This is a genomic window from Candidatus Woesearchaeota archaeon (genome assembly GCA_016187565.1).
Lineage (GTDB): Archaea > Nanobdellota > Nanobdellia > Woesearchaeales > JACPJR01 > JACPJR01.
The window spans coordinates 1-26459 of record JACPJR010000005.1 but is presented as its reverse complement, the minus strand read 5'-3'; the positions used below and the strand labels follow the sequence as shown (position 1 = coordinate 26459).

At 37.4% G+C, this 26459-nt stretch carries 23 protein-coding genes; 16 read left to right on the top strand and 7 right to left on the bottom strand.

The window, feature by feature from the left end:
• Window positions 1-36 precede the first annotated feature (36 nt).
• The 16 genes from HYW21_01425 (at window position 37) to HYW21_01350 (ending at window position 17335) form a co-directional block, all read left to right on the top strand.
• Window positions 37-1023, top strand: a complete 987-nt coding sequence (locus tag HYW21_01425; protein ID MBI2547988.1) for a GHMP kinase — start codon at window positions 37-39, stop codon at window positions 1021-1023.
• Entirely contained in the window at window positions 1020-1631 is a 612-nt protein-coding gene (locus HYW21_01420) for an SIS domain-containing protein (protein MBI2547987.1), read from the top strand. The genes HYW21_01425 and HYW21_01420 overlap by 4 nt, the downstream gene beginning before the upstream one ends.
• A 59-nt stretch (window positions 1632-1690) precedes the next feature.
• Window positions 1691-2650, top strand: a complete 960-nt coding sequence (locus tag HYW21_01415; GenBank protein MBI2547986.1) for an NAD-dependent epimerase/dehydratase family protein — start codon at window positions 1691-1693, stop codon at window positions 2648-2650.
• A gap of 62 nt (window positions 2651-2712) precedes the next feature.
• Window positions 2713-3387: a glycosyltransferase family 2 protein gene (locus HYW21_01410; GenBank protein MBI2547985.1), complete on the top strand. Its 675-nt coding sequence runs from the start codon at window positions 2713-2715 to the stop codon at window positions 3385-3387.
• Window positions 3388-3534: 147 nt separating this feature from the next.
• On the top strand, window positions 3535-3867 hold the full coding sequence (locus HYW21_01405; GenBank protein MBI2547984.1) for a DUF2304 family protein: 333 nt from the start codon (window positions 3535-3537) through the stop codon (window positions 3865-3867).
• 5 nt (window positions 3868-3872) lie between these two features.
• Entirely contained in the window at window positions 3873-5885 is a 2013-nt protein-coding gene (asnB, locus tag HYW21_01400; GenBank protein MBI2547983.1) for an asparagine synthase (glutamine-hydrolyzing), read from the top strand.
• A 70-nt stretch (window positions 5886-5955) separates the two neighbouring features.
• On the top strand, window positions 5956-7185 hold the full coding sequence (locus HYW21_01395; protein MBI2547982.1) for a glycosyltransferase family 4 protein: 1230 nt from the start codon (window positions 5956-5958) through the stop codon (window positions 7183-7185).
• On the top strand, window positions 7182-8240 hold the full coding sequence (locus HYW21_01390) for a GDP-mannose 4,6-dehydratase (GenBank protein ID MBI2547981.1): 1059 nt from the start codon (window positions 7182-7184) through the stop codon (window positions 8238-8240). The genes HYW21_01395 and HYW21_01390 overlap by 4 nt, the downstream gene beginning before the upstream one ends.
• A 16-nt stretch (window positions 8241-8256) precedes the next feature.
• Entirely contained in the window at window positions 8257-9345 is a 1089-nt protein-coding gene (locus HYW21_01385) for a DegT/DnrJ/EryC1/StrS family aminotransferase (protein MBI2547980.1), read from the top strand.
• Entirely contained in the window at window positions 9342-10496 is a 1155-nt protein-coding gene (locus tag HYW21_01380; protein ID MBI2547979.1) for a glycosyltransferase family 4 protein, read from the top strand. Before HYW21_01385 ends, HYW21_01380 begins: the two co-directional genes overlap by 4 nt.
• Window positions 10480-11715 (top strand): DegT/DnrJ/EryC1/StrS family aminotransferase, encoded by a 1236-nt coding sequence (locus HYW21_01375; GenBank protein MBI2547978.1) that lies wholly within the window; start codon window positions 10480-10482, stop codon window positions 11713-11715. Before HYW21_01380 ends, HYW21_01375 begins: the two co-directional genes overlap by 17 nt.
• Window positions 11699-12547: a hypothetical protein gene (locus tag HYW21_01370; GenBank protein MBI2547977.1), complete on the top strand. Its 849-nt coding sequence runs from the start codon at window positions 11699-11701 to the stop codon at window positions 12545-12547. The genes HYW21_01375 and HYW21_01370 overlap by 17 nt, the downstream gene beginning before the upstream one ends.
• A gap of 155 nt (window positions 12548-12702) precedes the next feature.
• On the top strand, window positions 12703-13446 hold the full coding sequence (locus HYW21_01365; GenBank protein MBI2547976.1) for a class I SAM-dependent methyltransferase: 744 nt from the start codon (window positions 12703-12705) through the stop codon (window positions 13444-13446).
• A 3-nt stretch (window positions 13447-13449) separates the two neighbouring features.
• Entirely contained in the window at window positions 13450-14247 is a 798-nt protein-coding gene (locus HYW21_01360; protein ID MBI2547975.1) for a class I SAM-dependent methyltransferase, read from the top strand.
• A 6-nt stretch (window positions 14248-14253) separates the two neighbouring features.
• Window positions 14254-16263 (top strand): CDP-glycerol glycerophosphotransferase family protein, encoded by a 2010-nt coding sequence (locus tag HYW21_01355; protein ID MBI2547974.1) that lies wholly within the window; start codon window positions 14254-14256, stop codon window positions 16261-16263.
• Window positions 16250-17335, top strand: coding sequence for a glycosyltransferase (locus tag HYW21_01350; protein ID MBI2547973.1), 1086 nt, complete (start codon window positions 16250-16252; stop codon window positions 17333-17335). Before HYW21_01355 ends, HYW21_01350 begins: the two co-directional genes overlap by 14 nt.
• Window positions 17336-17414: 79 nt before the next feature.
• Here HYW21_01350 and HYW21_01345 read toward each other — a convergent pair whose 3' ends face one another.
• The 7 genes from HYW21_01345 to HYW21_01315 form a co-directional block, all read right to left on the bottom strand.
• Entirely contained in the window at window positions 17415-18920 is a 1506-nt protein-coding gene (locus HYW21_01345) for a flippase (protein ID MBI2547972.1), read from the bottom strand.
• Between the two features lie 34 nt (window positions 18921-18954).
• On the bottom strand, window positions 18955-20778 hold the full coding sequence (gene asnB, locus HYW21_01340; protein MBI2547971.1) for an asparagine synthase (glutamine-hydrolyzing): 1824 nt from the start codon (window positions 20776-20778) through the stop codon (window positions 18955-18957).
• Window positions 20779-20833: 55 nt separating this feature from the next.
• A complete protein-coding gene (locus HYW21_01335) occupies window positions 20834-21835 on the bottom strand; it encodes a methyltransferase domain-containing protein (GenBank protein MBI2547970.1) in 1002 nt (333 codons plus the stop codon).
• Window positions 21836-21847: 12 nt separating this feature from the next.
• Window positions 21848-22966, bottom strand: a complete 1119-nt coding sequence (locus HYW21_01330) for a glycosyltransferase family 4 protein (protein ID MBI2547969.1) — start codon at window positions 22964-22966, stop codon at window positions 21848-21850.
• A gap of 38 nt (window positions 22967-23004) precedes the next feature.
• Complete coding sequence (locus tag HYW21_01325) at window positions 23005-24033, bottom strand: N-acetylneuraminate synthase family protein (GenBank protein ID MBI2547968.1); 1029 nt, start codon at window positions 24031-24033, stop codon at window positions 23005-23007.
• 62 nt (window positions 24034-24095) lie between these two features.
• Window positions 24096-25487, bottom strand: a complete 1392-nt coding sequence (locus HYW21_01320; protein MBI2547967.1) for a glycosyltransferase — start codon at window positions 25485-25487, stop codon at window positions 24096-24098.
• Complete coding sequence (locus HYW21_01315) at window positions 25480-26214, bottom strand: NTP transferase domain-containing protein (GenBank protein ID MBI2547966.1); 735 nt, start codon at window positions 26212-26214, stop codon at window positions 25480-25482. Before HYW21_01315 ends, HYW21_01320 begins: the two co-directional genes overlap by 8 nt.
• Window positions 26215-26459: the final 245 nt, after the last annotated feature.

Genomic DNA, 26459 nt, shown 5'->3' with positions numbered 1-26459 from the left:
AACCTACCATAGCAGTATGTTTACCTGTGAGGCAGTATGATTATCACAAAGACGCCCTTTCGTATCAGTTTTGCAGGTGGTGGCACTGACCTGAAGGCATTCTATGAGTATGAACAAGGAGCGGTCCTTTCTGCAACGATAAACAAGTACATGTACCTTGCTTTGCACCGCTACTTTGAAAATAAAATCCTGCTGAAGTATTCAAAAACGGAATTAGTCGATCATGTCCAGGACATCCAACATCCGCTTATCAGGCACTGCTTTCTTAAAACCAAGATAAGGGATCCTTTGGAAGTAACGAGTTTTGCTGATATACCTTCTTCAGGGACTGGTTTGGGAAGTTCTTCTGCATTTACCATCGGCCTTTTAAAAGCCCTCTATACGTTTCAGCACAAAAACAAGGAGAATTTACACCTTGCAGAAGAAGCATGCGATATTGAGATTAGTGAGCTTAAAGAGCCTATCGGCAAACAAGATCAATATGCTTGTGCGGTTGGTGGCATTAATGTCATCCTGTTTAATACCGATGGAAGCGTCTTTGTTGAGCCGGTAATGATGAAGCCAGCCATAAAAAAAAAGCTTGAACAAAATCTTGTCTTGTATTATACCGGATTAACACGAAAGGCAAGCACGATTTTGGCAGAACAAACAAAAGTAACGAAACAAAAAGAAAAGCTTGCAACATTGCGTACGTTGCGTTCTATGGTTTTTGAGCTGCGTGATGCATTAACGCAAGGAAATCTTTCCACCTTTGGTGAAATCCTCCATCGCGGATGGCTACTCAAACAAAGTCTTGTCAATGGAATCTCAAATCCTGAAATCAACGCCTATTATGAGCGAGCGATTTCGCTCGGAGCTCTAGGGGGAAAACTTCTTGGTGCGGGTGGTGGAGGCTTTTTTTTGTTTTATTGCCCTCAGGAGAAGCAGCATCTCTTAAAAGCAAAACTTGGATTACGTGAAGTTCCTTTTGTGTTTGACCCACAAGGTTCTCGAATTATTTACATGGAGGAGGAAGAATCATGACTTTACTTGATAACTATTATACAGAATCTCGTGATGCTGTTGCATTTTCAAAAAAGTACGTTACATACCTCTCTGAAATTCTTAAGAGTTTAGATCATAAAACAATTGCAAAGATTATCGATCATTTCTTAGAAGCAAAAAATAATCAAAAAACGATATACTTTATGGGTAATGGGGGTAGTGCTGCAACCGCAACGCATTTTGCCTGTGATTTGGGAAAAGGAACAAAAACCGGCCAGCATAAATTTAAAACACAAGCCCTGGCAGATAATCTTGCGACCTTTACAGCATATGCTAATGATGAAGGTTACGAATATGTCTTTTCAAAACAGCTTGAGAACGTACTCCAGAAGGGGGATATTGTTGTAGCTCTCTCTGCTTCTGGAAATTCACAAAATTTAATTAATGCAATTGTGTATGCAAAAACAAGAGGAGCATTAACGATTAGCTTGCTGGGATTTGATGGAGGAAAATTAAAAGATATTTCAGATGTTGCACTTGTCGTGCATACAAACAAAGGTGAATATGGTCCTGTTGAGGATGTTCATCTAGTGCTCGATCATCTTATTACGTCATTCCTGTACCGGAAGTTAAGCCAATTAAAATAACCCAACACACTCAAACAAAAGAGCAAAAAATAATAAAACTGAAAAAGTAACGGAGAACCATGAAGTTTTTTGTAACTGGTGGAGCTGGTTTTATCGGCAGTCATATGGTCGATAGACTCCTTCGAGAAAAACATGATGTTTTAGTGTATGATAATTTTTCAACAGGAAGAGAGTTATTTATTGCTCATCATAAGGGAGATGCCCATTTCCGGACGGTTACTGCAGATATCCTTGATACGAAAAAACTACAAAAGGCTATGAAAGGCCATGATGTCGTTTTCCATTTTCAGGCAAATGCAGATGTTCGTCGTGGTATTGAGAGTACTCAAAAAGATTTTGATCAAAACATTGTAGGTACCTATAATGTGCTTGAATCGATGCGGGTACATGGCATTACCAAAATCCTCTTTGCAAGTTCAGCTACAGTATATGGAGAACCATCACAATTTCCAACTCCTGAAGAATATCCATTGATACAAACCTCTATGTATGGGGCTTCAAAAGCATCAGCTGAGCATATGATCGAGGCCTATAGCGAATATTATGGCATACAATCCTGGATTTTCCGTTTTGTTTCCTTTATTGGCGAGAGGTATACGCATGGCGTCATCTGTGATTTTATGAAGAAATTACAAAAAGATCCAACACATCTTGAGATCTTGGGTGATGGAACTCAGAAAAAATCATATCTCTATGTAGCGGATGGTATTGATGCAATGATGACTGCCTTTGCAAGGGCAAAAGGAACAAAGAACATTTTTAATATAGGTCATAAGGATTATATTGATGTTGTTACTGTTGCTGATCTGATAGGTAAAACCTTAAACTTTAAACAAGTAAAGTATTCATATACTGGAGGTAAACGTGGTTGGATTGGCGATTCCCCCTTTGTTCATTTGGACGTACGTAAACTGGAGGGCTTGGGGTGGCATCCAAGGGTTACCATTCCAGAAGGGATTGTTAGAACTGTAGAGTACCTTAAAGAACATCCTGAGCTATTTGTGCAGAGAAAGGACTAAAGAGCGTGTCTTTATATTCCCCTTGATATCAACTTCAAATGGTTTTATTGAGGTCAAGCAAAATGAATATATTCATAGTCATTGCAGCATACAACGAGGAAAAGAGTATTACAACCGTAGTCAAAAGTCTGCGTGAAAAAGGATATGATCATATCATTGTTGTCGATGATGGTTCTCGTGATAGAACCAGCCAATACGCAGAGCAAGAAGGCGCAACCGTCCTTCAACATGTTGTTAATCTCGGCCAGGGAGCAGCCCTGAAAACAGGCATTGATTATGCATTGATGCAGGGTGCAGATATTATCGTAACGTTTGATGCAGATGGGCAACATGATGCAGGGGATCTCCGACAACTTCTGAAACCGGTTATAGATAAAAACATTGACGTGACTCTTGGATCACGATTCCTAAAACATAACTCAAATGTACCTTTTATTCGAAAATGTTTCCTCAAGGGAGGTGCATTCCTGTTCAAAGTGATGTATGGTGTGACGCTCACTGACTCTCATAATGGGTTACGGGCGTTTTCAAAAAAAGCAGCCAAAGTCATCGACCTTAAAACCAATGGCATGGAGCATGCATCAGAGATGATTGAAGAGATTGGAAAGCATAAACTTTCCTATAAGGAAATTCCCGTGACTATTCGCTATACCGATTACTCCACCTCACGAGGACAAAGTAGTTGGAATGCCTTTCGCATTTTTTTCAAGATGATCATGAAAAAACTCTTGCTCTAACTATAATAGAAAACCTAAATTTTTGATATTATTTGTTAGGTTTTCTAGTATATAAAAGAGCAAAAATCCTACTAAAAATTATTGTCCTCTATTATACTTACTGAACAATGAAAGTATCAAAAGTATCAGAAATATGAGGTAATTACCATGGGACCAATACAAATTGTTTCGCTACTGTTTGTTGCATTCGCGTTGAGTAGAACCGTTCTCCGTTGGAAGGACAAACAGATTGGAACTCGCGAACTTATGTTTTGGACTATTATCTGGGTTGGTGTGCTTTTTGTTGCCTTTTTACCACAGCTTACCTCTTCTTTTTCTCTGTTATTGGGTGTAGGCAGGGGTGTTGATCTTGTTATTTATCTTAGTATTGTTCTCTTGTTTTATCTTAACTTTCGCATTTACGTACAGATTGATAATCTTGAACGGAAAATGACGAAAATTGTGCGATCGTTGAGCATAGAGAAACCAAAAAAGAAGTGAAGCCTATGTGTGGTATCTGTGGATTTAACTGGGAGGATAAACGTCTTCTGAAACAGATGATGGATTCATTACAGCATCGAGGTCCTGATGCTTTTGGTCATTATGTTGACAAATCAGTGAGTCTGGGCCATCGTAGATTAAGCATCATTGATTTAAGTCCAAAAGGAAAACAACCATTGAGTAATGAGGAAGGGAATATTTGGATTACGTTTAATGGCGAGATCTATAATTTTGCGTTACTACGATCTATGCTCGAGAAAAAAGGGCATATTTTTCGATCAGAAACTGACACTGAGGTTATTGTTCATGCCTATGAAGAATGGGGCTTTCAGTGCGTCAAGCATTTTCAAGGCATGTTTGCCTTTGTAATCTATGATGCACCAAAAAAACTCCTCTTTCTTGCACGAGATCGGCTTGGTATTAAGCCATTATTTTATTTTTTTGGCTCTACTAGAACAAAACAAGGTGGAATAGTACGACAAGCAAATACAGCCTCATATCCTCGCGCTCTGATAAAACATCCGTTTATTTTTGCATCTGAAATCAAAGCAATTCTGCAGCATCCTATTCATCGTTCATTAAACCTAACAGCTATGGAGTCTTTCCTTGCTTCTCGGTATGTTGGCACTCCAGAAACAATCTTTCAAGGGATCTATCGATTACCTGAGGCTCATTATGGGGTTTTTAACCTCAATACCGGAATCTTTACTTTGACGCAATATTGGGATGTAAAAGAACAGATAATACCAAAGACACAGGCCTTAGCACAAAAAGAAGTTTTAGCCTTATTGCGCGATACCGTCAAGCAGCATCTTATAGCAGACGTTCCTCTTGGTGCTTATCTCAGTGGAGGTATTGACAGTAGTGCAATTGTTGCCTTGATGAGTGAGATTGCAAAAGAGCAGAAGAATGAGGTAAATACCTTCTCGGTTGATTTTGGCTATGGTGAAAACGTCAATGAAAAGCATCATGCGCAGCATGTTGCTGAACAGTTTCAGACTCATCATCGACATTTCACTATTGAACCGAGTATTTATAAGATCCTTCCTCAACTCGTTCGCCAAGTTGATGAGCCTTTTGCTGATGTTGCTGCGATTCCTTTGTATGAACTGTCTCGTCGTGCAAAAAAGCATGTTACCGTGGTGTTAACCGGAGACGGTGGAGACGAAGTATTTGCAGGGTATGATCATTATCGCTTCCTTCTTGCACGACAGCGTATGCAGCGTTTTCCTTCTCTTCTTCGAAAAAAAATAATTCCGGTAGCCTTGCGATCTATCCCCTTTTTTTTCCTCAATAAAGTGTACAAACATAGTACACAGATGGGACCTCAGTTATTCAACCGTTTTCAACGGCTAATGGAAACAGACAGCAAGTCTCAGGCTCATGAAGAGCTTCTGGGTATCTTTGACCAGTCTGAACGTGAGCAGCTTCTCAAAGAGGGTCCATCAACAAACTCCTCTCTATCCTCTATAACCCCTGCTGCCCCTGCGCTTGAACCATATCATACGTTTGATCAGCGTTATTTTTCAACCAAATGGCATTATCTGAATCAGTTACTGTATTACGATACCAAGAATTTGTTGGTCAATGGGTTTCTGGTAAAGACCGATCGCATGACGATGGCTTCAGGAATTGAAGCACGTGTGCCGTTCTTGGACCATCGTGTTGTGGAGTATGGTTTTTCACTTGCACCATCATTGAAAATCAACAATGGCACTACAAAGTTTATCTTGAAAAAGGCATTACTGCCTGTTCTTCCGAGGCACATACTTTATCGCAAGAAACAACCATTCCATGTTCCCATCGAGCATTGGATTGAACACGAATTAATGGGCTATTGTACCTCGGTGCTAGATAAAAAGCGGATCACCAAAGAAGGTCTATTTAAGTATACGGCCATTGAAGCTATGATCAGAAACTACTCGAAAGCGAAGTTATTTTATGGACGACAGATTTGGAGTTTGGTTAACTTTGAATTGTGGTACGAGCAATACTTTGGAGAAAGCAGAAAAGAATAGTCCAACAACTTGTTGGATAATTACCTTGGACAATGAAAATAACTACGAAATATGAATAATAAGGCGAACCATGAAGATTTGTTATGTTAATCCTACGGTTTTGTTGAAACGGCCAGTTGCAGAGATCAGTTCTCGCTTAGCCAAAGACAAGGATAATGAAATTGGCCTTCTCGTGCCAAAGAAGTTATTTCAGGATGTCGATGAATCGCTTCATTACAGCAACATTACTCGTAAACTTTCTCGTGGAGGCAATGGAGGTAAGGTTCGGCTGTACACCTATTCCGTCATTCCTTTACCCTTTATTTCATCAGAATGGCCTATTCCCATAACGCCTATGTTTTTTGTCCAACTGTTTCGTGTGCTTAAACGTTATGATATCATCCATCTCTGGGTACCCTTTTATATCAGCAGTATGTTTCTGTTAGTCTGTAAAGGACTTTTCTTCAGAAAGAAAAAATTGATCCTTACCATGGACACTATCCCCGGGTATAGCTTCTCCATGGGCCTTTTTCTTGATTTTTTGTTTCGATGGTGGTACCGGTTGAAAGGACGAATAGTATTTCGCATTCCCAACGTTATTCATCTGTATGGCCAGTCAATGGTACCCTTTGCTCGACAAGCAGGCATTCCAATGAGTAAGATAAAGATAATTCCTACAGGTATTGATCTCAATGCTTTTTCAGGAACTGATAAAAGTCATTTCCGTCACTCTGAAAGAGTACGCATTCGACAGCAATTGGGTATTGCTCAGAAAGAAGTGATGATCCTCTTTGTTGGCCTTCTTGTTCCGAGAAAGGGCATTGATACGCTTATTCTCACCATGCATGAGCTGAAGCATCATCAACTGAAGGATAAACATACAATTGCAGCCAGTAAAATGATCATTGTGGGAGATGGTCCTTGTCGAGAACACTATCAACGAATGGTTACGAAACTACAGTTGAATGATACCATTATTTTCACCGGATGGAGAAAAGACGTTCATAACCTTTATAAAGCTGCGGATATTTTCTTCTTCCCTAGTAAGGGAGAGGGTCTTCCCGGGGTTATTATGGAAGCAATGGCAAGCGGGTTGCCCATTGTTGCCTCAAAGATCCCTGGCAATGAGGATCTTGTTAAGAATAAGGTTAATGGCTTCCTCTGTCCCCAAGATCCTAAGGAGTACGCATCTGCATTGCAACATCTCCTCCATGATCAGGAAAAACAGCGCAGCTATGGACAACATTCGCGAGAGAGAATACAGGGCTTTGATTGGTCAGACATTATCCTCGAATGGAAAAAAATGTACAAGACAACATGAAACGTGCACTTATTACCGGAATAACGGGGCAAGACGGGGCATATTTGGCAGAATTTCTTCTTAAAAAAGGATATAAGGTTTTTGGTATATACCGTCGTTCATCAACTCCAAATTTTTGGAGACTACAAAGCTTGGGCGTTCTTGATAAAGTAACATTAATTCCTGCGGATCTTGCAGATATGGCAAGTCTTTTAGAGGCTATTACCCTCGCTGATCCTCAAGAGATTTATAATTTAGCTGCGCAGAGTTATGTCGGTGCTTCTTTTGATCAACCATTACTGACGACAGAGGTTGATGGAAGTGGTTGTGTGCGCTTATTAGAAATTATTAGACACCTTAATAAGGATATAAAGTTTTATCAAGCCTCCACCAGTGAAATCTATGGAACAATCCAAGAAAGCCCACAAAATGAACAGACACGATTTTGGCCGAATTCACCGTACGCAGCAGCTAAGCTGTTTTCTTTTCATAACACCCGGCTATATCGTGAATCTTATGGAATCTTCGCATGTAATGGCATTCTTTTTAATCATGAATCCCCACTCAGAGGATTGGAATTTGTCACACGAAAGATAACCAATGCTGTTGCTCGAATCAAATTGGGACTGCAAAAGAAGCTTATCCTTGGCAATCTTGAAGCACGGAGAGACTGGGGATATGCACCAGAATATATTGAAGCTATGTGGATGATGCTCCAGTCTGATAAGCCAGAAGATTATGTTGTCGCAACAGGAGAAACTCATTCTGTTGAAGAATTTGCTGAAGCTGCTTTTGCTCATGCTGGGCTTAAAAGAGCAGAGTATATGGTTAGTGATGAGTCCTTATTACGGCCACATGATGTTAATTTTTTGTGTGGAGATCCGAGTAGTATAAAAAAACAACTTGGATGGAAGCAACGAACGAGCTTTGTAAAGCTTGTTCAGATTATGGTTGACGCTGATATTGAGCGTTGGGAAGCAGTACGTAGAGGGAAAAGCTTTCCGTGGGATGCTCCTAACTATGCTGACGAAACGAACATTCTCAAGCGTCACTTTAAAAAAAATTCTTTTCGTTGAAAGAGACTAAAAGACGATGGTGAACATTATACCTGTTGCGAAGCCAGACCTTTCTGGAAAGGAAGGTGATTATCTCGCTGAATGTATTCGGAGCGGGTGGATTTCGTCTGCAGGTCCCTTTATTCAAAAATTTGAACAGGCATTTGCTGAATTTTGTGAAGTAAGGTATGCAACAAGCTGCAGCAATGGAACTGTTGCTTTACATCTTGCCCTCTTGGCTTTGGGGATTGGCAAAGATGATGAAGTGATTGTGCCTGATCTTACCTTTGCAGCAACAGCAAATGCTGTTTTATTTTGTGGTGCTCAACCTGTTCTTGCTGACGTTGATAAGGAAACATGGAATCTTAATGGAACACAAGTTGAAAAAAAGATAAGCAAACGTACAAGAGCAATCATCCCGGTACATTTGTATGGTAATCCTTGTCCTATGGATGAGATTATGATGATCGCCAAAAAGTACAAACTTTGGGTTATTGAGGACTGTGCAGAATCCCCCGGTGCAACGTACCGTGGAAAAAAAGTAGGCAGTATTGGGCATATTGGTTGCTTTAGTTTTTATGGAAATAAGATCATTACGACAGGAGAGGGTGGCATGTGTGTTTCTTCTGATAAAGAGGTAATAGATAAAATAAATATTCTGAAAAATCACGGTATGAAGCCAGGGCAACGATATTGGCATGATATTGTCGGCTATAATTATCGCATGACCAATATGCAGGCAGCAGTAGGTTTGGCACAACTTGAACGATTCTCTCGGTTTCTTGGCGAAAGAAACCGTATTAAGGAAAAATATTTGCAGTTATTAGGAAAAAAATCATGGATACTCCCTCAGAAAACAACCATGCATGCACAAAGCGTTCCCTGGCTCTTTTCTGTGATGATTAATCTTCCTCAAAAAACGCCAGCAATGGTTCTTGCACAATTCAGTAAGAAAAATATTGAGGCAAGAAGGCTCTTTTATCCTCTCCATGGTATGCCTCCTTATCAAACTGCCGATGTATTTCACAATGCAGACTATATTTCTGACCATGGAATTTCATTGCCAACCTACATTGGAATGAAAGATGAAGACTTACATAGGATTTGTCAAGCCCTTGAAGAATGAAACAGATTTTAGCAATAACACCAACTTATTTCCCAATGATGGGGGGAGCTGAACGAACAGTTGACGAGCTATATAAACGTTTAGGGAAATATGGATACGAAACAGACTTAGTAACTCCCCATTTAGGCGGGAAAGATCTTGAAAAGAAAGAACATTTTACTATTTATCGTGTTGGAAAACAAACAAATAATAAATACTTCAAATTTTTACTCTATCAATGGTATGAGTACAGAAAAATTCTTTCGCTTATTCAAAAAAAAAATTATGATCTGATTCATGTGAGTTATGGATTTCCCAATTGTTTTGTTACTGCATGGATCAAGCAAAAACTGAGCATACCTCTGGTAATCACGGAATTTCACTTAGGAACCGGCATGGATATCATCGATGAGAAACAAAACCCGTGGTTTGTGAACTATTTTTTAACGTGGATCTATAAGAAAGCTGATCGCATAACCGTTATCAGTAATGAACAAAAACGCTTTGTTGAGCGGATATCACATCGAGATGATATCATCGTTGTTTTTCAAGGAACAGATGAAGGTTATTTCACTCCAGCGAAATATAATGAGGCCATAAAAACTCAATATAAAATAGAAGGCCCAATGTTCTTAACGGTTTCTCGGCTTAACAAACGAAAAAACATTGGCGATCAGCTGCGTGCAATGGCAGATGTTGTTAAAGTGTTTCCAACTGCCAAACTTCTTATTGCGGGTAAAGGTGAGGAAAGAGAAAAACTAGAACAATTAATGCAAGAACTAAATTTAGAAAAACATATTATTTTTATGGGATTTGTTTCTGAAGAGAAACTTCCAGAATTATATGCAACTGCAGATTTGTTTCTTCTCACGTCAAAACTTGAGGGATTTGGCATCGCAAATGCAGAGGCATTAGCTTCAGGAACGCCAGTTATTACCTATGATACAAAAGCTGCGGGGGACTACATTACTAATGGAGAAACAGGATATATCACGTCGCACAATCCCCATGAATTTGCAAAAAAAATTATTGATGTTCTCGCTGATAAAAAACATATTCAATCTATGAGTAAACAAGCACGTAACGTTGTTGAGCAGAAATATACATGGGAACGATATACGCAAGAGCACAGAAAAGTATTTGATGAGGTGCTGCATGTACCCTATCATTAAGCCTCAAGTTTCTTTGTCAGACATTGTCCATGTTTTTTTCCCTAAAAAAAATGCTGTGGAGTGTTTCGAAAAGCAGTTTGCACTGAAGATTGGTGCGAAATATGCACTTGCTTTTCCTTATGGAAGGTCTGGTCTCTATGCTATCTTTAAAGCTCTTGAAATAGAACACAAAGAAGTTATCACTCCAGCTTATACCTGCATTGTGATACAACATGTAGTTGTTGCTTCTACAAATAAGCCTGTTTTTGTAGATGTTCAATTGGTTGATTTCAATATGAAAATGGACGAACTTGTGAAAACAGTTACGAATAAGACAGGAGCAATAATCGTGACTCATCTCTATGGTAATCCTATGGATGTTTATCAACTGCAAAAAATTCTGGACAAAAAAATCAAAAAATTAAAAACTAAAACTGCTCACAAGGTTTTGCTCATTGAAGATGCATGCCTTTCGTTGATGAATAAGAGCAAAGGAAAACATCTTGGAACTATCGGAGATTTTGGGATTTTTAGTTTTAATATCTCAAAACAAATGACGACATTTGATGGAGGAATGGTCGTTACTAATAATCACGAGTATTATAAAAAGGTAAAAAAATATCGTGATATCTATTTTAAAGAGGCTTCTTTTTTGAAAAAGACACGATTTATATTCTTTGTTACGGTGAGTAATTTTATGTATCAACAACAGGTGTATGGTTCTCTTCATTGGATGCGCAATCACGTCCAGTTTATTAAAAAGAAGACAACTATGGAAAGTTGGAGTCTTCATGATGCAAATCTTCCTTCAGACGCATTCAACTTAATGACCCAAATGCAAGCAACACTTGGTCTGTTGCAACTTGAAAAACTTGATTCCATGAATAGCAAGAGAAGGTCTATAATAAACTATTATGATAAATCTCTTGATAGAGATTATGTACAAAAACCACGATTACAAAAAGGGATAAACTACAGCCATTATACGGTTATGGTTGAAAACAGAGCACAAGTTATTAAGGCATTACAGAAAAAGGGTATTAATGTTGGTACGGCAATGGATTATGCAGTGCCCTATACATCAGCGTATAAGAAGTATAAAGATAGAGAGTACCCTCACTCGTTAGAGGCCGCTAAAAAGGTAATGAACCTCCCACTTGATACATCTTTAAGAGAAAGAGACATCGTAAAGATCAGTAAAATCATCAACAAGGTTGTTCGCGATGCATCAACTCATTAAGCAAGAAAGACAACGGATAAGTACTACGAGTATAACTATAGATAAATCCGGGAAAAAATATTTTATGAAGCAGTACGATAGTACCTATCCTGAGCAGTTGGTCATTACTGAGTTTGAAAAGAGCAAGAATATTTATCAGATTCTCTCAAAAAGAAAAATACAAAAAATTGCAGTGAAAACGCCTCGTCCACTTCTCGTTGATAAGAAGCGAAGAATAATAATCTTTGAATATGTCCCAGATGTCATAGAAATTAAGAAATTCTTTTTCATAAACAGCAATCTTTTAAAAACTGATAAAAAAAGCATTACTCATGTCATTTGTGAAATTGCATGTGCTGTTGCTTATATTCACCTCAACCTCAAGCTCAAATCACCAGAAAAATTCAGTCCGTCGACAATAAAGGACACTGCCTTTGTTCCTTTGCTCGCAGATCTTTGTAATTCAAATATCTTGCTTAACGATAAAGGAATATATCTCGTAGACTTTAGTCCTTCACTGTATATGTATCCGGTAAAGACCTGTAATATTCTGGGAAGCAGGTACCTTGATTTAGTACACCTGATCTATGCCTACAAGTTCCCACCAATCTACTCTCGGCCCTTTTATTCTTTTATCTCAGGGTATGTTGAAGAGATTCTCCTACAGCATTATTTCTCACAAGTTCCACAAAATCTTAACATGATAACACTTTGTCAAGCGAAAGAATATTATCTACAACGATATCTTTCATCTCTTAAAACCACTCCATTGTATTGGTATTGGAAACGGATTATTCAACAGGAGTTGTGTATTGTGTACAGCAAAAAGGGAGATAGCAAAAGAGAATTATGAAATGAAAGCTGAAATGAGGCAGCTATACTCAAAGACATTAATTTTCGTAATAATTTGTATGTCTTTTCCTAATAAACAAAGGACATAAAGTTACGATTATTAGTGTCCTTTGCTATAATTATTAAAAGGATAAAGCAACTATAAACGGTAATACCATGAGTAAGAACCCTAGTTATCGAATGTCGCATCAAGGAAAAGATATCGGAATTACGTATGATCATGAATTAGGAAACCGTTTTGAACGATTTATCTTTACCTTGGAAAAAGAAGTTATTCTTCATATTCTGAAAAAGTATTACCCTAGTTCAGTTCATTCTTCCTTAGATTTTGCTTGTGGTACTGGACGAATAACTGCATTGATAGAAAAATATACAGATGAATCCTTTGGGGTTGATATTTCAAAAGACATGCTTGCTGTTGCAAGAAAAAAGTGCAGTGCTACGGTATTTATCCATGGAGATCTTACTAGAGATGATATTTTAAGCAACAAAAAATTTGATCTTATTACCTGTTGGAGATTTTTTCTTAATGCAGAGCCTCCTCTCAGAAAAGAAGTTTTACAGGCTCTTGGGAAACATCTTTCACTAAAGGGACATTTAGTTTGTAATATCCATATGAATCCCTGGAGTATTGTGGGATTTACTTTCTTTATAAGAAAAAAAATATTCAAGAAAAAAAACATTCAGAATACCCTTAGTCTCGGTGAGATGAAAAAACTATTAAGGCAGCATGGATATATTATTGAAGAAGTTTATCCACTTGCCCATCTTCCCGGAAGACTTGATTTTTTAATACTTCCAGAGAAAATACTAAAGCCGCTGGAACTTATGCTTACGAAATTAAGGGTTTTCACACTCTTTGCTAAGGATTATATCATTGTCTGTAAAAAACGTTTATAGAATGTGTTTGTAGAAATTATAGGTCACTACATGAGCTTTGACGAACAAACGTATTGGAATGAGCGAATAAGGACTTACGGAATGAAAAGCACAGGATCTAGACATCCTATCCTTTACGAATACAGTGATACGCTGAAATGGAAAATTTTTAAGCGTACTTTGACTACATTACCCTTGAAACCATTGGATAAGATTAACATCTTGGATGTTGGCTGTGGTTATGGAAGATGGTCACTACAGCTGTCTAAAGAAGGTTATCGTGTTGTTGGTGTCGATGTGAGCGATGAATCTATAAAAAATGCCAGAAAAGAAGCAGAAAAACAGGGTGTAGCTGTAACCTTTTTGCAGATGCCTGCTCAGTCTATCAAATTTGATCAGAAATTTGATCTTGCTATTTCAATAACCGTTTTACAACATGTTATGAATGATGAACAATGGGAAAAAACTTTCCAAAATATTTATGATCTTTTAAAGCCAGGAGGTTTCTTCTTCTTGATAGAGTCTGCACCAACTTTTACCAAGAAACAAAAACTGGTTTATAAAGCTGAAAGAACATTCAAAGAACATAAAAAAGCAGCAAAGCGTGCAGGGTTTAGTCTTATCAAGCAATCATCGACATTGCTCTTAGGATATTATATTTTTTGGGGTATGGAATCTATTTTTCCGAGAAAGTTACAAGAAAAATTAGGACCTAAAATAATGCGATTAGCTGGAAATGTAGATTATTTCTTTTCACAATTTGGATTTTTAGTATGGCTTGCAGATCATAAAATGATTCTCTTAAAGAAGAATGAAAATTAAGCTACTATGATAACTAACATTAATACCCTTGTTTTTGCTGATGATGAGGAACAGGGGAAAAAAATATTACAGCAGTATGATAGAAAAGGAACTATTATTATAACAACAGGAATTGTAACAAAAAAGTACATTAAAAGAGATGATGTAAAACATTATTCAGATTTTGTTGAGAAGTATAAGAATCCTAATTATTTTCCGACTATCTATTGGTTACAGGAATGGGCTGAGAAAAAGGTTATTAAGAATAAGAACATAAAAGAAGTTCTTGAATATGATGGTTTCAGCTTATGGTACTTTATTGAATATTTTCTTTTTTATGAGATTCTCGGAAAATCATTCGAAGAAGAACACCCTTCTGTTGCAATGGTAACGTACACTATTAGTATCATTGAGGCTATTTTTCAAAGGTATCAACCACAAACAATAGTTCTCCAAAATAACAACAGTTTATTTTGCAAATTACTTAGGGATTATTGCAAACAGAAAATAAATTTGCATATTATCGACGCGAATATCTCTTCAAAGAAAAAAAAAATGCAAGATTTGATAAGGAATAATCATTCACTGATACGGTCGTATCTTTTATATCGTATTATGGCACGAAAATTTTTGCAAAAATTACTGCCATCTTCTCCTCGCCCTGCACAAGTTATTATTCTCTCGAACGAGCGTTTCTGCAAAGAAAAAATACAAGAAAATATTCATTTTGGCGGGATTATTGAAGCATTAGAACATGAAAATATTTCTTACAAAGTAGTTGAATATGACCAATTGTATAGCCCACGAAGTTTAATGAGACTTTTAAGGCATATACGAACGAATAATTCGGTTTTTATTGGTAATTATTACACCAAAGAGAGTAATTTAGAGTTCCATAATATTCTTCGTTTATTAGAACAAAAATGGCAGGAATTAGCGGAAAACAAGGATTTTGCTCAATCGTTTAGTTATAAAGGAATTGATATGTACCCTTATCTCAACAAGCGTTTCATTTTTATCTTTACGATATTCCGCTATTACATTGCTGATGTTATTAGCCTAAGCCGTCAAATTCTTCTTAAAGAAAAGCCAGGCATTGTGCTTATCGAGCATGACGAGAACTATTTTGGAAAAGGAATCCTTGTCAATAACAAACATCGGCTCATTGACCAAAAGGAGAATAATAAAATAACAAAGAAAAAGGATAACACTACCGTTATCTCTCTCCAGACTGAACTTCTTTATCCGGATGGTTGTGTCTCACGACATATTCGCTCTGAAGAGGCATTACAAAAGGATTTAGTAACCTGGCGTCCTATTGCTGATGTTAAATGTGTTTCAGGTTCTTACGGAAAAGAAGTCTTGTGTACACATGGGAATTATCCTAAAGAGATAATTACAGTTACTGGACATCCTGGCTATGATATTATCATTAATAAGATTAAAAAAACGAAAACATACACGAAAGAAAAATTTGGTATTTCTTCTCACGAAAAACTTGTTGTCTTTGCGAGTGGAGGCGTGTTACAAGATTCAGAAATTATCCCTGCTCTTGTAGATGCAATTGATGCTCTTCCCCAAACAAAATTGATCATCAAATGCCATCCTTCTGCGGATTTAAATCTTTTGCGTACTATTGTTAATACCAAGAATTCAAAAAACGTTTTTGTAATGATGGATGTAAACCTCTATGAGCTTTTAGCTGTGTGTGATCTCTTTGTATCGGTGTGTTCAACGGTTGTTATAGAGGCAATGCTGCTCGATAAGCCAGTAATGCTCATTAATGTAGTGACGTGTCCTATGCCCTATGTTACCTTAGGTGGTGCATATGCAGTATCCACCCTCGAAGAAATAAAAGAAGGAATCCAATATGGTTTAACCGATAAGAAATTACATCTCTCACTCAAGGAAGGTAGAAAAAAATTCTTAGAGGAATACCTGTATAAAATAGATGGGAAATCATCAAAACGGGTAGTAGCAATAATAAAGCAGATCATGCGAGGAGATAATGAAAAAGGAGATAATGCAAACGCCTAAGCTAAAGTACAAAGTATGTATGGTGACCGTTACCTATAATGACCGATTTTCTTTCTTGAAACAGGTTATTGATGCTGCGAAAAAAGAAGGAGTTACAAAAGTAATTGTTATTGATAACCACTCAGATGAAAAAAGTCGTGTCCGATTACGGGCACTCGCACAATCAAAAAAATATCGATCATTTTTAACGGCGATTTCTCTTGAAAGAAATACTGGTTCAGCAGGCGGCTTTAAGCGTGGTATTGAAGAAGCAATGAAGATAAAGGAATGTGACTTTGTTTGGCTTCTCGATGATGATAATATGCCGTTGCCATCAAGTCTTGCTGTGCTTTGTTCTTTCTGGGAAACACTTCCTGAAGACAAGAAGCAGACAATAGCGCTTCACTCATGGAGAAGTAACGCAGATATGCTTAAGTATCACAATTACGATGAGCTTAAAAATCCTCAAAAAGTCCATTATATTCTTGGAAAGCAAAATACTTTTTTTATGTTTCATCTCGTTCATACCCCCCTCAATTTGATAAAACGGATGGCCCTTTCTTTGGCTGGTAAGCCTCAAACAAAGAAATGGGATCATGGTGTTGTACAAGTTCCTTGGGCAACGAATGGAGGGCTTTTTTTTCATAGGGATTTGATCTCATCTATTGGGCTTCCTGATGAGCGGTTTTATATCTACCTTGATGATCTGGAATTTACCTCACGAATTACCCGCATCATTAATGGAACGATCTACCTTTTGACTGAGAGTAAGGTTAAGGATCTTGATCGACCTCCCTATAACCCTTCACTGAAAGGAACACTTCGCTATTTTGACCGTATTGTTCATGAGCCTAATAAGATCAAAAGTTATTATTCTATCAAAAACCGAATCGTTTGGGAAAAGAATTTTAACTGTTCTCATCGTTCTATATTTATACTTAACAGAATTATTTTTATGACCTGTCATCAAGTAATTACTTTTTTGTGTTACAGAAGATATAGAATGCAAACTGCACTATTTAAGAAAGCAGTTTGCGATGGTCTCAAAACTAAAATAAACAAAATTACCTTGCCTGCTTCTAAGAAATGGTAACGGCCATTATTGAGAATAGCATGAAAATAACTATATGATAACAATATAGTCCGAGGTAGATTTTGATATACCCTTTGTTTTAGGCATTCTTTTTTCTCGTTATCAGAGCAATGGTTGATCGTAACTCTTGCAAATTCCATATCTTGAAAAGATGCGTGATAACAAGATATCCTATACCGGCTACGGTAATAGTAATCAGAGCTTCGGCGTACATATTCAGCGTTAAATAGTATTTTAAGAAGGATACAATACCAATAAACAATACACCGGCAATAAGAGTTTTTATCCAAGAATGCCAGAATTGATTACTAAACGGAATGACTCGGTAGAGCATATATGTTGAGAGTATTAAAATCAGGAAATAACTTATCGTTGTGGTAACTGCTGCACCAACAATACCATAGCGTGGAATAAGAAGAAGATTACCGAAAAAGTTAAAGAGTGCTGCAATAACATAAATCTTGGTTATTTTTTCTGGTTTTCCTAATCCATTAAGGCTTGCTTGATTAATGGCATTTAAGCTCAAAACTAATGCTCCGATAGCTAAGATTTGCATTGCTCGTACTCCTGAAAGATAATCAGATCCAAAGAGTAAGAGAATGATCTCTTGTGGAAAGATGAACATGATCATTCCTAAGGGGACCATTATCCAGAAGGAATAGTTATAGAGCTTTACAATTCCCCAGGTGATTCTGTTAAGGTCTTTTTTTGCCCAAAGTTCTGATACCATCGGAAAGAAAACCGTGCTAATGGCTGTTGCGGTTGTTGAGAGAATTAAAACCGTAGGAAGAACAGTATTATAGATACCAACATCACTCATAGGTACAAAATAGGTTAACATCAAGGTATCAATATAACCGATAATTATTCCACCAACTGCAGTAAACATTGAAAAAAAAGCAAAATGACTCAACGAGAAAAATTCTTTTCTTGTAGAACGGATCGATTGCGTAATTAGAGGAATAAGTTTGTACTTGTGCAATAAGATGAGTTGAACAACGAGGAGGATAGCTACGGTAATAAAATAAGCATACGTTGGAAGAAGGGTACTTTTTTCTAATCCAAGGAGAAGGAGCACATAGACCAGCATGAGAAAGAGAAACCTGTCAAGAAAGCGGAGAACACTCACTATACCCATATACTGTAATCCTGCAAAAATACTCGGAATGAAATTGATTAATACCTTAATAATGAGGATACCAACAAAAATTTTAAGTGGAACTATTACTGAAGGATCGTGAAAGTAATGTGCAGCTTGCCAGTCTGCACTAATAATCAGGGTTGTTCCAATAATGAGCGCTATTCCTAACTGGATGCCCATGACAATACGAATAGCTCCACCCATCTCCTTTTTTTTCTCAGTGATATTTTGCGCAATATGCTTGACAATGGCAGTACTGTATCCCATGTCAACAAAGATGAGAATAAACATTAATACGGTAAACAGGGAATAAAAAAGGCCAAGCTCTGCAGTAGTAAGGCTTCGTGCTAAAAGAATTCGTGCAAGATAGCCAAAAACGCCAGAAAGAAAGGTGGACAAGGATACAGCCATGATTCCCTTAATTGCTTTTTGGGTATAACTCATCATTTCCTCCGGGAGTTACTATGTATGTTCAGATCTACTCATTATGGTGTAACCACTCTTTTGTCCAGTTATCTAAAATAAAAAGACGATAGATTTTGTCTCGTTGATACATATTCAGCCTTTTTTTTATGAATGCACTGCGATATTCCTGAACAAGTTGTTGACTCATGTTATCTTTTGACAGAACAGAGTACTGTGCTATATTATCCATAGCCTCTTCTACAAGATTGCTATAAGTTGTTGTCATCCATTCAAATACAGGTGGTGTAAATCCTTTCTTTTTTTTCGTGATTATCTTTCGAGGAAGGACTTTCTGTACAATTTCTTTCATAAGCTTTTTTGTATGGAATATATCAACCTTGTAAGTCGTAGGAATCTTTGCACTGTACGAGAAAAGTCGATAATCCAGTAAAGGGCATCGTATTTCTAATCCATTTGCCATTCCTGCCCGATCTGCTTTGACATTGAATTTATCAGGAACGGTATAATAAAAAAGATCAAATTTCATTGCACTTTCGGTAAGATTCTGATATTTTTTGAGAACTGGAGGAAAATTCTGGTTGAACCATGTTGGGTCATCATGTTCTTGACAAAACATTCCCTGATAGAATCGTTCAGGAGGTTGAAGAGAAAGATCTATTCCTTTTTTAATGCTTGGAAATGTCTGTATTGAGTTGAGGAGAGAAGAGCACGATGATCTGATGTTTCGAGGAATCTTTTTAACAAAAGCAACTTTTGCAGCTGCCCGGTAAAGTGGATAACCACCAAAAATTTCATCGCCACCTTCGCCCGTTAAACTAACTTTGACAAATTTACGTGCGAGCTCTGAAACTTTGATTGTGGGAAAAGCAGCCATGTCTGCAAAGGGTTCATCGTAAATCCTCGCATATCGAGCAAGAATTCGCTCAAAGTCTTTTTCGGTAAAGTAATCATGGTGGTGTTCTGTTTGTAGATGTTCTGCCATAAGCTGTGCGTATGGTGTCTCATCATATAACGGATTCTCAAATCCTATGGAGAAGGTATGGAGCTTGGTTGTCGTGTATTTTCGCAATAGTGTGGAAACGAGTGAAGAATCTATACCGCCACTTAAAAAAGAGCCAACATCAACATCAGCAATCTTTCGTAATCGTACAGCATCATCAAGAAGTTCTTCACCTTCTTGAATCAGATTTTTTTTGTCGTATATCTGTTGAGGAATAGGAAGTTCATAATAAGTCTCACGTTTTATGGACTTCTCTTTGAGGGAATAAAGAAGATTCTCTGATCGCTCTAGCTTGCGTATATTCTGGAAAATAGTAGATGGCGCAGGAATAAATCCCATAGTAAGGTACAGACTAACTGCTTCAGGATTCGTTTTTCGAGGAACATTATCATGCGCGAGTATTCCTTTGAGCTCTGAACTAAAGATAAAACAATTTCCATCAAAATAATAGTATAATGGTTTTTTTCCAATACGGTCTCTACTCAAAAAAAATAATTCTTTTTTTTTATCATAAATACAGAATGCCCACATCCCATTAAAACGTTCAACGCATCGCGATCCCCATTCCATGTATGCATAAATGATGACTTCAGTATCAGAGGTTGAGCTAAAACGGTACTTTTTTTCAAGCAGCTTTTTTATTTCTTGGTAGTTATAAATTTCTCCATTGAAGACTATCCAGACAGTTTCATCAACATTGCTCATAGGTTGATGGCCTGCTTTTGAAATATCAATGATTGAGAGACGATTATGTCCGAGAGATACCTTATCGTCGATGTATATTCCATGATCATCAGGGCCACGATGGGAAAGTACTCTATTCATTTTGGCCATCAGTGTTTTATCTGAGAAATCAAAACCAGCAATTGAGCACATCGTTTGTGAACCTCTCGGTTTGTTTTTTCTCCAGTTATTATGCACTACGTATACACTACGATTTAATACCTTTCATAATGACTGGATTTCTCCTGACGAGCATGATCTTTTCAAATCCTGCTTCTTTAAACCATTTCTGCATGATTTTGGGTGATGTTGGTTGATCATACCTTGGTGATAAAGAATCAAAGGTGTTCATAATCTCAAAATCATACAGTTGTTCAGGAGTTAAATTATATTTCTTGCCATAAGTTTGGCTATAATTGTGGAAAGGAATGAAAAAATGATGAATCACTCTTCCTGGATAATATTGATCGAGCCGTGTGGTCAGTTTATGAAGAAAAGGTCCATGTTTGGTAATAAGTGAATAAATCTTTTTTTGATTCATTCGTTTTGTTATAGGCCTATAGAGGTATCTCCAGTGTGTCATGTTTTTCCATGTATTATCATACGAGTGCATGAATAAAGTTCCTTTTGGCTTGACATATTTCGCCATGGATACAAATGAACGATGAGGATTTGGTGTATGCTGTAATACTCGATGGCAATAAACAATGTCAAAGCTCTTCTCTAACAGGGGAATGTTGGTAATATCTCCCTGGAACATGCCGACAAGATTTTTTGCTTTATGGTTGTTCTTAAAAGCAGCATCAACTGCTGTTGAAAGGTCAAATGAAATTAGTTTTGCGCCAAGTTGGAGAAGTATCTCTGAATCAATACCAGCACCACATCCGCATTCCAAAACAAGCTTGTTCTTCAGAAAGGCTTTATCCCATCCCGTGCGTTCCACAACCGTATTATAGATAATCGGCTTTCCCGTTGCACTATCTAACATAGTCTTGAGATGAAGGTTCCATTCCATTCCAAAGGAATCTGCATAGTTTTCCTTAGGAACCATTCGTGGAATTCCATTAACAATCGGAAACTCTTTTTTACAGGAAATGCAGCGTATTAATCCTTCAACTATCTCTTTTCCAGTCTTTTGCTTGTATTTGTGAATCTTTAGTTCTCCACGACAAGCTGCACAGCGCAACCATTGCAAAAAAGAAGGGTTCATTCGCCAATCACCTTAAAACATAGCCTTGATGCGTTTTGCACGAAGGTACCATGAAAACTTTTTTACTTTCTTATAGGCATTTTCGCTCGTGTTTTTTGCTAATCGAGGATTCTTTATTAATCTTTGGATTGCCTTTGCTATGGCCTGAGGGCTGTCTGGCTCAACAAGTAATGCAGCATGTTGGTCTAAAATCTCTTGGAGGGCTGGAACTTTTGTTGCAATCATTGGATTCTTCGCAGCCATGTACTCAAAAAGTTTTAGCGGGGAGGTATAATACTTTGCAACACGATACGTTTCTCCTAAATCTTCTCGTGCACTATTCGCAATAATAAAGATATCTACAGCCTTAAGAAACTTTGGGATCTCGCGGTGCTCTTTGTAGCCAGTAAACCATGCATAAGGATATGCTTTTTGTAATCGAGAAATTTCATCCTTTGTTCCTCCAAGAATCAAAAACTGCACTGTTTTCTTGAGGTCTTCTCGAAGAAAAGAAAATGAATCAAGAAACGTGTATAGCCCTTTTGCCGGATGAAAATTTCCTGAATAAAGAACAAGGATTTTGTTACTTGGTAGCCCTAATCCTTGGCGAAGCTCTGCTTTCTGTGTCGTTATATTGTCGAATTTAGCTCTATCAACGCCATCAGGAAGGTAACACACCTTGGTTATGCCGGCTTGGGCAAGGTCTTTTTTGAGTCGTTTAGATATAACAACAATCATATCAAATCGCTTAGCTCCGCTTTGGAAAAGTGTTTTAAACAGACTATTCTTAACGAAATCATGAAGTTCATAGACTACCTTTTTCGAAGGAAAAAAACTTTTGACAAAAAGCGAAAAGAGCAGGCTTCTTGAATAAATATTTTGATATTTTTTTCTTTGCTGAAAAACATACATCATGAGTTGGATTTCTCGTAGATAATAGCTCTTTGCAGGATTCAGCAGAATTACCTTGAAAGGGTATCTTACATCATAACTCTTAAAAATTGCTTCTGCGTTCCCCTTATCAGAACCTCGAAAAGCAATAAGCGTAACCCCTACATTATTTGCTTGCAATGCTTCTGCCATCGAAATAATCTGAATAGTATTGGCGGCAGTTCCAGGAAAAAACTTGTTTGCGACGTAGGCTATCTCCATAGTATTGTACATCCTCTTGTAGAGTTAATTCTACAAACCTATTGAACATCCTTCCAGGAAATAGATTCGAATGCTTTTTTCTTTACAACAAGTTTTTTTCCAAGAAGTTTGTAGAAGTCTCGTGCATCTATTCCCCTGTTTGGTCGTAGGGTTGTTAACATCTCTTTGGTAAGTAAGGTACCTGCAGGAGCATCTTTCTTAAGATAAACCGCTCGCCGAAATTCCTTAATTCGTTCAGAAGTTTCTATTGCAGCAACAGGCTGTTTTTCACAAGTCCCGAGAAGTGCATAAATCTTCTTTTTTTTCTCTAGAAGCGTTCTCATATCTTCTAAATCAGCCGAAATATGGTGATCACGAAATTCTCGTTTTTTATCATCAGTGAAATGTTTTTCTATGATTTTACATCCCATGGCTATTGCTAATTCACATGCATAAATCCCTCCAGTATGGTCTGAATAACCAATGGCAATATCCTTAAATTCTTCTTGCATTTTTTTTATGGCAAGTAATTGAGCATACTCGTCTTTTGGATCTCCATAGGTTGCCACACAATGGAGCAGTGCAAGTTTTTTTTCTTTTCGTAAGCGTGGATTGATACTATCAAGAAAGCGGACCATATCTTTAATCTCGGCTAAGGTTGCCATAGCTGTTGAAATAATCAATGGTTTATCCTTTTTTGCAAGGAGTTCAAGTAAGGGATAATTCGTCATATCTCCTGATCCTACTTTATGAATGCTCAGATAAGGGTTAAAGGTTTCGATAGATTCCTCATCCCAGAGAGAAGCCATGAACAGAATATTATTCTTTTTTGCACTATGCGCGAGCTCAATAAACTGTTCAGTAGACAATGAGAATTTTTTAAAGTGCTTGTTTCGCTCAGCACCTTCAATCTTATTGACGATCTTATCTGCGGTGTATATCTGAAATTTAACTGCATCTGCACCACTCTTTACTACGTCAGAAAGCAATTTTTTTGCATAGGAAAAATTACCTTCATGATTCCCACCGATTTCTGCAATGATGAAAGGTTCATTCGGCCATTGATAGGTTGCCATAGTTACATCCATTGGAGCATATTCTTATGATTTCCAATTATTTTATTATCTCTTATTATTTCTTCTTCTTATCTCTAATATCCCCGCGATATTTTTTTGTTCAAAAGATTTTCACGTTCATCATGATGTTCTAATATCATTTTTATTAACCAAAACGTAAACAGATCTTCAATATCGATTGCTTCTTCGTCAGGCAATACAATATGGCTCATGCTTTTACCAGCAATACTTTTTTTGGTGATAGCTGATCGTCTTGAAACAATGAGGCTACCGCTTTCTTCATAGAGAAAAGAACGTTCTATCTTCAACAATCTTTTCGTAAACAGCGGTTCAAGACCATTTTTACCATGGATATAATGAAGACGTTGATTTTCCTTTACACCGATAACTGTATCTGCATTAAAAATAACCAGGGTATGTATTGCCTCATTGATATGTTTCTCGGTAATCAGAGGTGAGGTATAAAAGAGAACTCCAACAATATCAGGACTAAAATTCTGCTGCTTTAATTTATCTAATACATAGGTTATTGTCGGTTCTATAGGGGTGTTTGTTTTTGCAAGGGAAGCTGGTCGTAAAATTACTTCAGCACCAAGTGTTTTTGCGATAGACGCAATCTCCGTATCTTCAGTAGTTACTATCACTTTGGCAACAGCTTTTGCTTTTAGTGCTGCAGTGATGGCATAACCCATTAATGGCTTTCCTCCTACCTTTTGGAAAGGAAGATCGGGAAGTATAGCAGATTCTCTTCGTACAGGGATGATCATGCATACTTTTTTCTTTTTCATAACATCTTTGACAAATTTTTCTTTGAGTTGTCTTCGTGCCTCAAGTATCTTTGTTGGCTGAGATGTTAAGCTTTGATGATGTTTCCGATAGTAAAACAAAGGGATATTTACATTGTACGGTTTAAACTTCTTGGTAAGCTTTAACCACAAATCATAACCATCCTGGCAACCAATATCTTCACAGTAGCCTCCGATTTGGAGGAGTACTTTCTTACGGATCATCGTGCATGCTCCATGTGCGGGCAGGTCTAACAGCTTTGCTTCTTCTCCAATTTTTTTTCGACGTACAATGCCTATTATCTCTCCTTCTTCATTGATTTCATAGTAGTCTGGATAGACTAATGCAACATCTGGCTTTGTATCAAGCACATGGGAAAGAAGAAGAATAATGTTTTCATCAAAATAATCATCTGCATCAAGACGAATAATATATTCGCCAGTACTCATCTGCAGGGCCTTATTTGAGGTTTTGGGAAGTCCTTGATTCTGCTGATAAATTATTTTTATTTTTGGATGATTTTCATACTTACCAAGAATGCTTTTAGTATTATCAGTAGATCCATCGTCAAATATAATCAGTTCAAAATCTTGAATAGTCTGCTTAAGAACACTCTTTATTGCTGTTTCAAGAAATTTTCCATAGTTATACGATGCGATATATACGGTGATTTTAACCATTGCTTATTCTCCGTTTATTCTTCGTTTCTTTGCTTGTAAGACGCAAAACATCCTTGTACCCAAATGTTCTTCCCTTCAGCTGTTGCATAAGTTGATTTGCAAATGTAAGGTCGTTTTGCGTGTCAATGCTAAAGCTTTGTTGGATATCATCTTTAGTAATGTCCTCTGGTTTTACCAAGCTGATGCTAAATCGTTTGCGGTGATTAAAAAAATAAGGAATAACGTGCTCTTGTTCAAAAGGATCTAGCATTGAAAGTTCTAGATCAAGAAGCGTGGCGCTGTTGATAATATCAAAACTAAATCCAGCAGGGACATAGCGAATGACTTTTTGACCATTCATCTCTCTTGTTGAGGTTATATCTGCATGGCTTTTTTGGTGAAGGAGAAGTCCTTTTTCAACAAGCTTTGGGTCTATAAATGGGTTGTCTGCGGTTAAACGAACAATAATCTGTGGCTTATATTTTTGAGCAGCTTGGTAAAACCGTTCAAAAACATTCTGCTCAGAACCTCTAAAACAAGCTATCTTTTGATCTTGGCAATACTTTGCTAGCTGATTATCTTTTTCCTCAGCAGAGGTGAGAACAACGATTTCGTTGATTCCCTTAACTTGTGATGTTCTCTCGACCACATGCCAGAGTAACGGTTTTCCCTGAATAAGCATTAAGGTCTTGCCAGGAAGTCTTGTGGAACCCATGCGTGCTTGGATAAACGCAGCAATCTTTATCATGTCTTCCTCATGTTTACGGTTACTTTTCCTGATGGTCGTTTTATGGTCTATTTCCCTAAGGATTTTCTACGTTATTTAAATCTTATGATTCCCCGGTCTGAATCCGTTTGTATTAAGCTCTTCTCGGTATCTTAAATTCTAGTAAACTATATCCTCTAGTACCAAAAAAATTAAATAGTAGTTAGCTACATTGTAGCTAAATGCTAAAAGAAACAAACATCAAGCTGGTGGGGTATGAAATGTTG

What these genes read in the sequence shown, in the direction of transcription:
- HYW21_01425 (MBI2547988.1), top strand. Translation starts at nt 37, where the DNA reads ATGATTATCACAAAGACGCCCTTTCGTATCAGTTTTGCAGGTGGTGGC.
- HYW21_01420 (MBI2547987.1), top strand. Translation starts at nt 1,020, where the DNA reads ATGACTTTACTTGATAACTATTATACAGAATCTCGTGATGCTGTTGCA.
- HYW21_01415 (MBI2547986.1), top strand. Translation starts at nt 1,691, where the DNA reads ATGAAGTTTTTTGTAACTGGTGGAGCTGGTTTTATCGGCAGTCATATG.
- HYW21_01410 (MBI2547985.1), top strand. Translation starts at nt 2,713, where the DNA reads ATGAATATATTCATAGTCATTGCAGCATACAACGAGGAAAAGAGTATT.
- HYW21_01405 (MBI2547984.1), top strand. Translation starts at nt 3,535, where the DNA reads ATGGGACCAATACAAATTGTTTCGCTACTGTTTGTTGCATTCGCGTTG.
- asnB (MBI2547983.1), top strand. Translation starts at nt 3,873, where the DNA reads ATGTGTGGTATCTGTGGATTTAACTGGGAGGATAAACGTCTTCTGAAA.
- HYW21_01395 (MBI2547982.1), top strand. Translation starts at nt 5,956, where the DNA reads ATGAAGATTTGTTATGTTAATCCTACGGTTTTGTTGAAACGGCCAGTT.
- HYW21_01390 (MBI2547981.1), top strand. Translation starts at nt 7,182, where the DNA reads ATGAAACGTGCACTTATTACCGGAATAACGGGGCAAGACGGGGCATAT.
- HYW21_01385 (MBI2547980.1), top strand. Translation starts at nt 8,257, where the DNA reads ATGGTGAACATTATACCTGTTGCGAAGCCAGACCTTTCTGGAAAGGAA.
- HYW21_01380 (MBI2547979.1), top strand. Translation starts at nt 9,342, where the DNA reads ATGAAACAGATTTTAGCAATAACACCAACTTATTTCCCAATGATGGGG.
- HYW21_01375 (MBI2547978.1), top strand. Translation starts at nt 10,480, where the DNA reads ATGTACCCTATCATTAAGCCTCAAGTTTCTTTGTCAGACATTGTCCAT.
- HYW21_01370 (MBI2547977.1), top strand. Translation starts at nt 11,699, where the DNA reads ATGCATCAACTCATTAAGCAAGAAAGACAACGGATAAGTACTACGAGT.
- HYW21_01365 (MBI2547976.1), top strand. Translation starts at nt 12,703, where the DNA reads ATGAGTAAGAACCCTAGTTATCGAATGTCGCATCAAGGAAAAGATATC.
- HYW21_01355 (MBI2547974.1), top strand. Translation starts at nt 14,254, where the DNA reads ATGATAACTAACATTAATACCCTTGTTTTTGCTGATGATGAGGAACAG.
- HYW21_01350 (MBI2547973.1), top strand. Translation starts at nt 16,250, where the DNA reads ATGCAAACGCCTAAGCTAAAGTACAAAGTATGTATGGTGACCGTTACC.
- HYW21_01345 (MBI2547972.1), bottom strand. Translation starts at nt 18,920, where the DNA reads ATGAGTTATACCCAAAAAGCAATTAAGGGAATCATGGCTGTATCCTTG.
- asnB (MBI2547971.1), bottom strand. Translation starts at nt 20,778, where the DNA reads ATGTGCTCAATTGCTGGTTTTGATTTCTCAGATAAAACACTGATGGCC.
- HYW21_01335 (MBI2547970.1), bottom strand. Translation starts at nt 21,835, where the DNA reads ATGAACCCTTCTTTTTTGCAATGGTTGCGCTGTGCAGCTTGTCGTGGA.
- HYW21_01330 (MBI2547969.1), bottom strand. Translation starts at nt 22,966, where the DNA reads ATGGAGATAGCCTACGTCGCAAACAAGTTTTTTCCTGGAACTGCCGCC.
- HYW21_01325 (MBI2547968.1), bottom strand. Translation starts at nt 24,033, where the DNA reads ATGGATGTAACTATGGCAACCTATCAATGGCCGAATGAACCTTTCATC.
- HYW21_01320 (MBI2547967.1), bottom strand. Translation starts at nt 25,487, where the DNA reads ATGGTTAAAATCACCGTATATATCGCATCGTATAACTATGGAAAATTT.
- HYW21_01315 (MBI2547966.1), bottom strand. Translation starts at nt 26,214, where the DNA reads ATGATAAAGATTGCTGCGTTTATCCAAGCACGCATGGGTTCCACAAGA.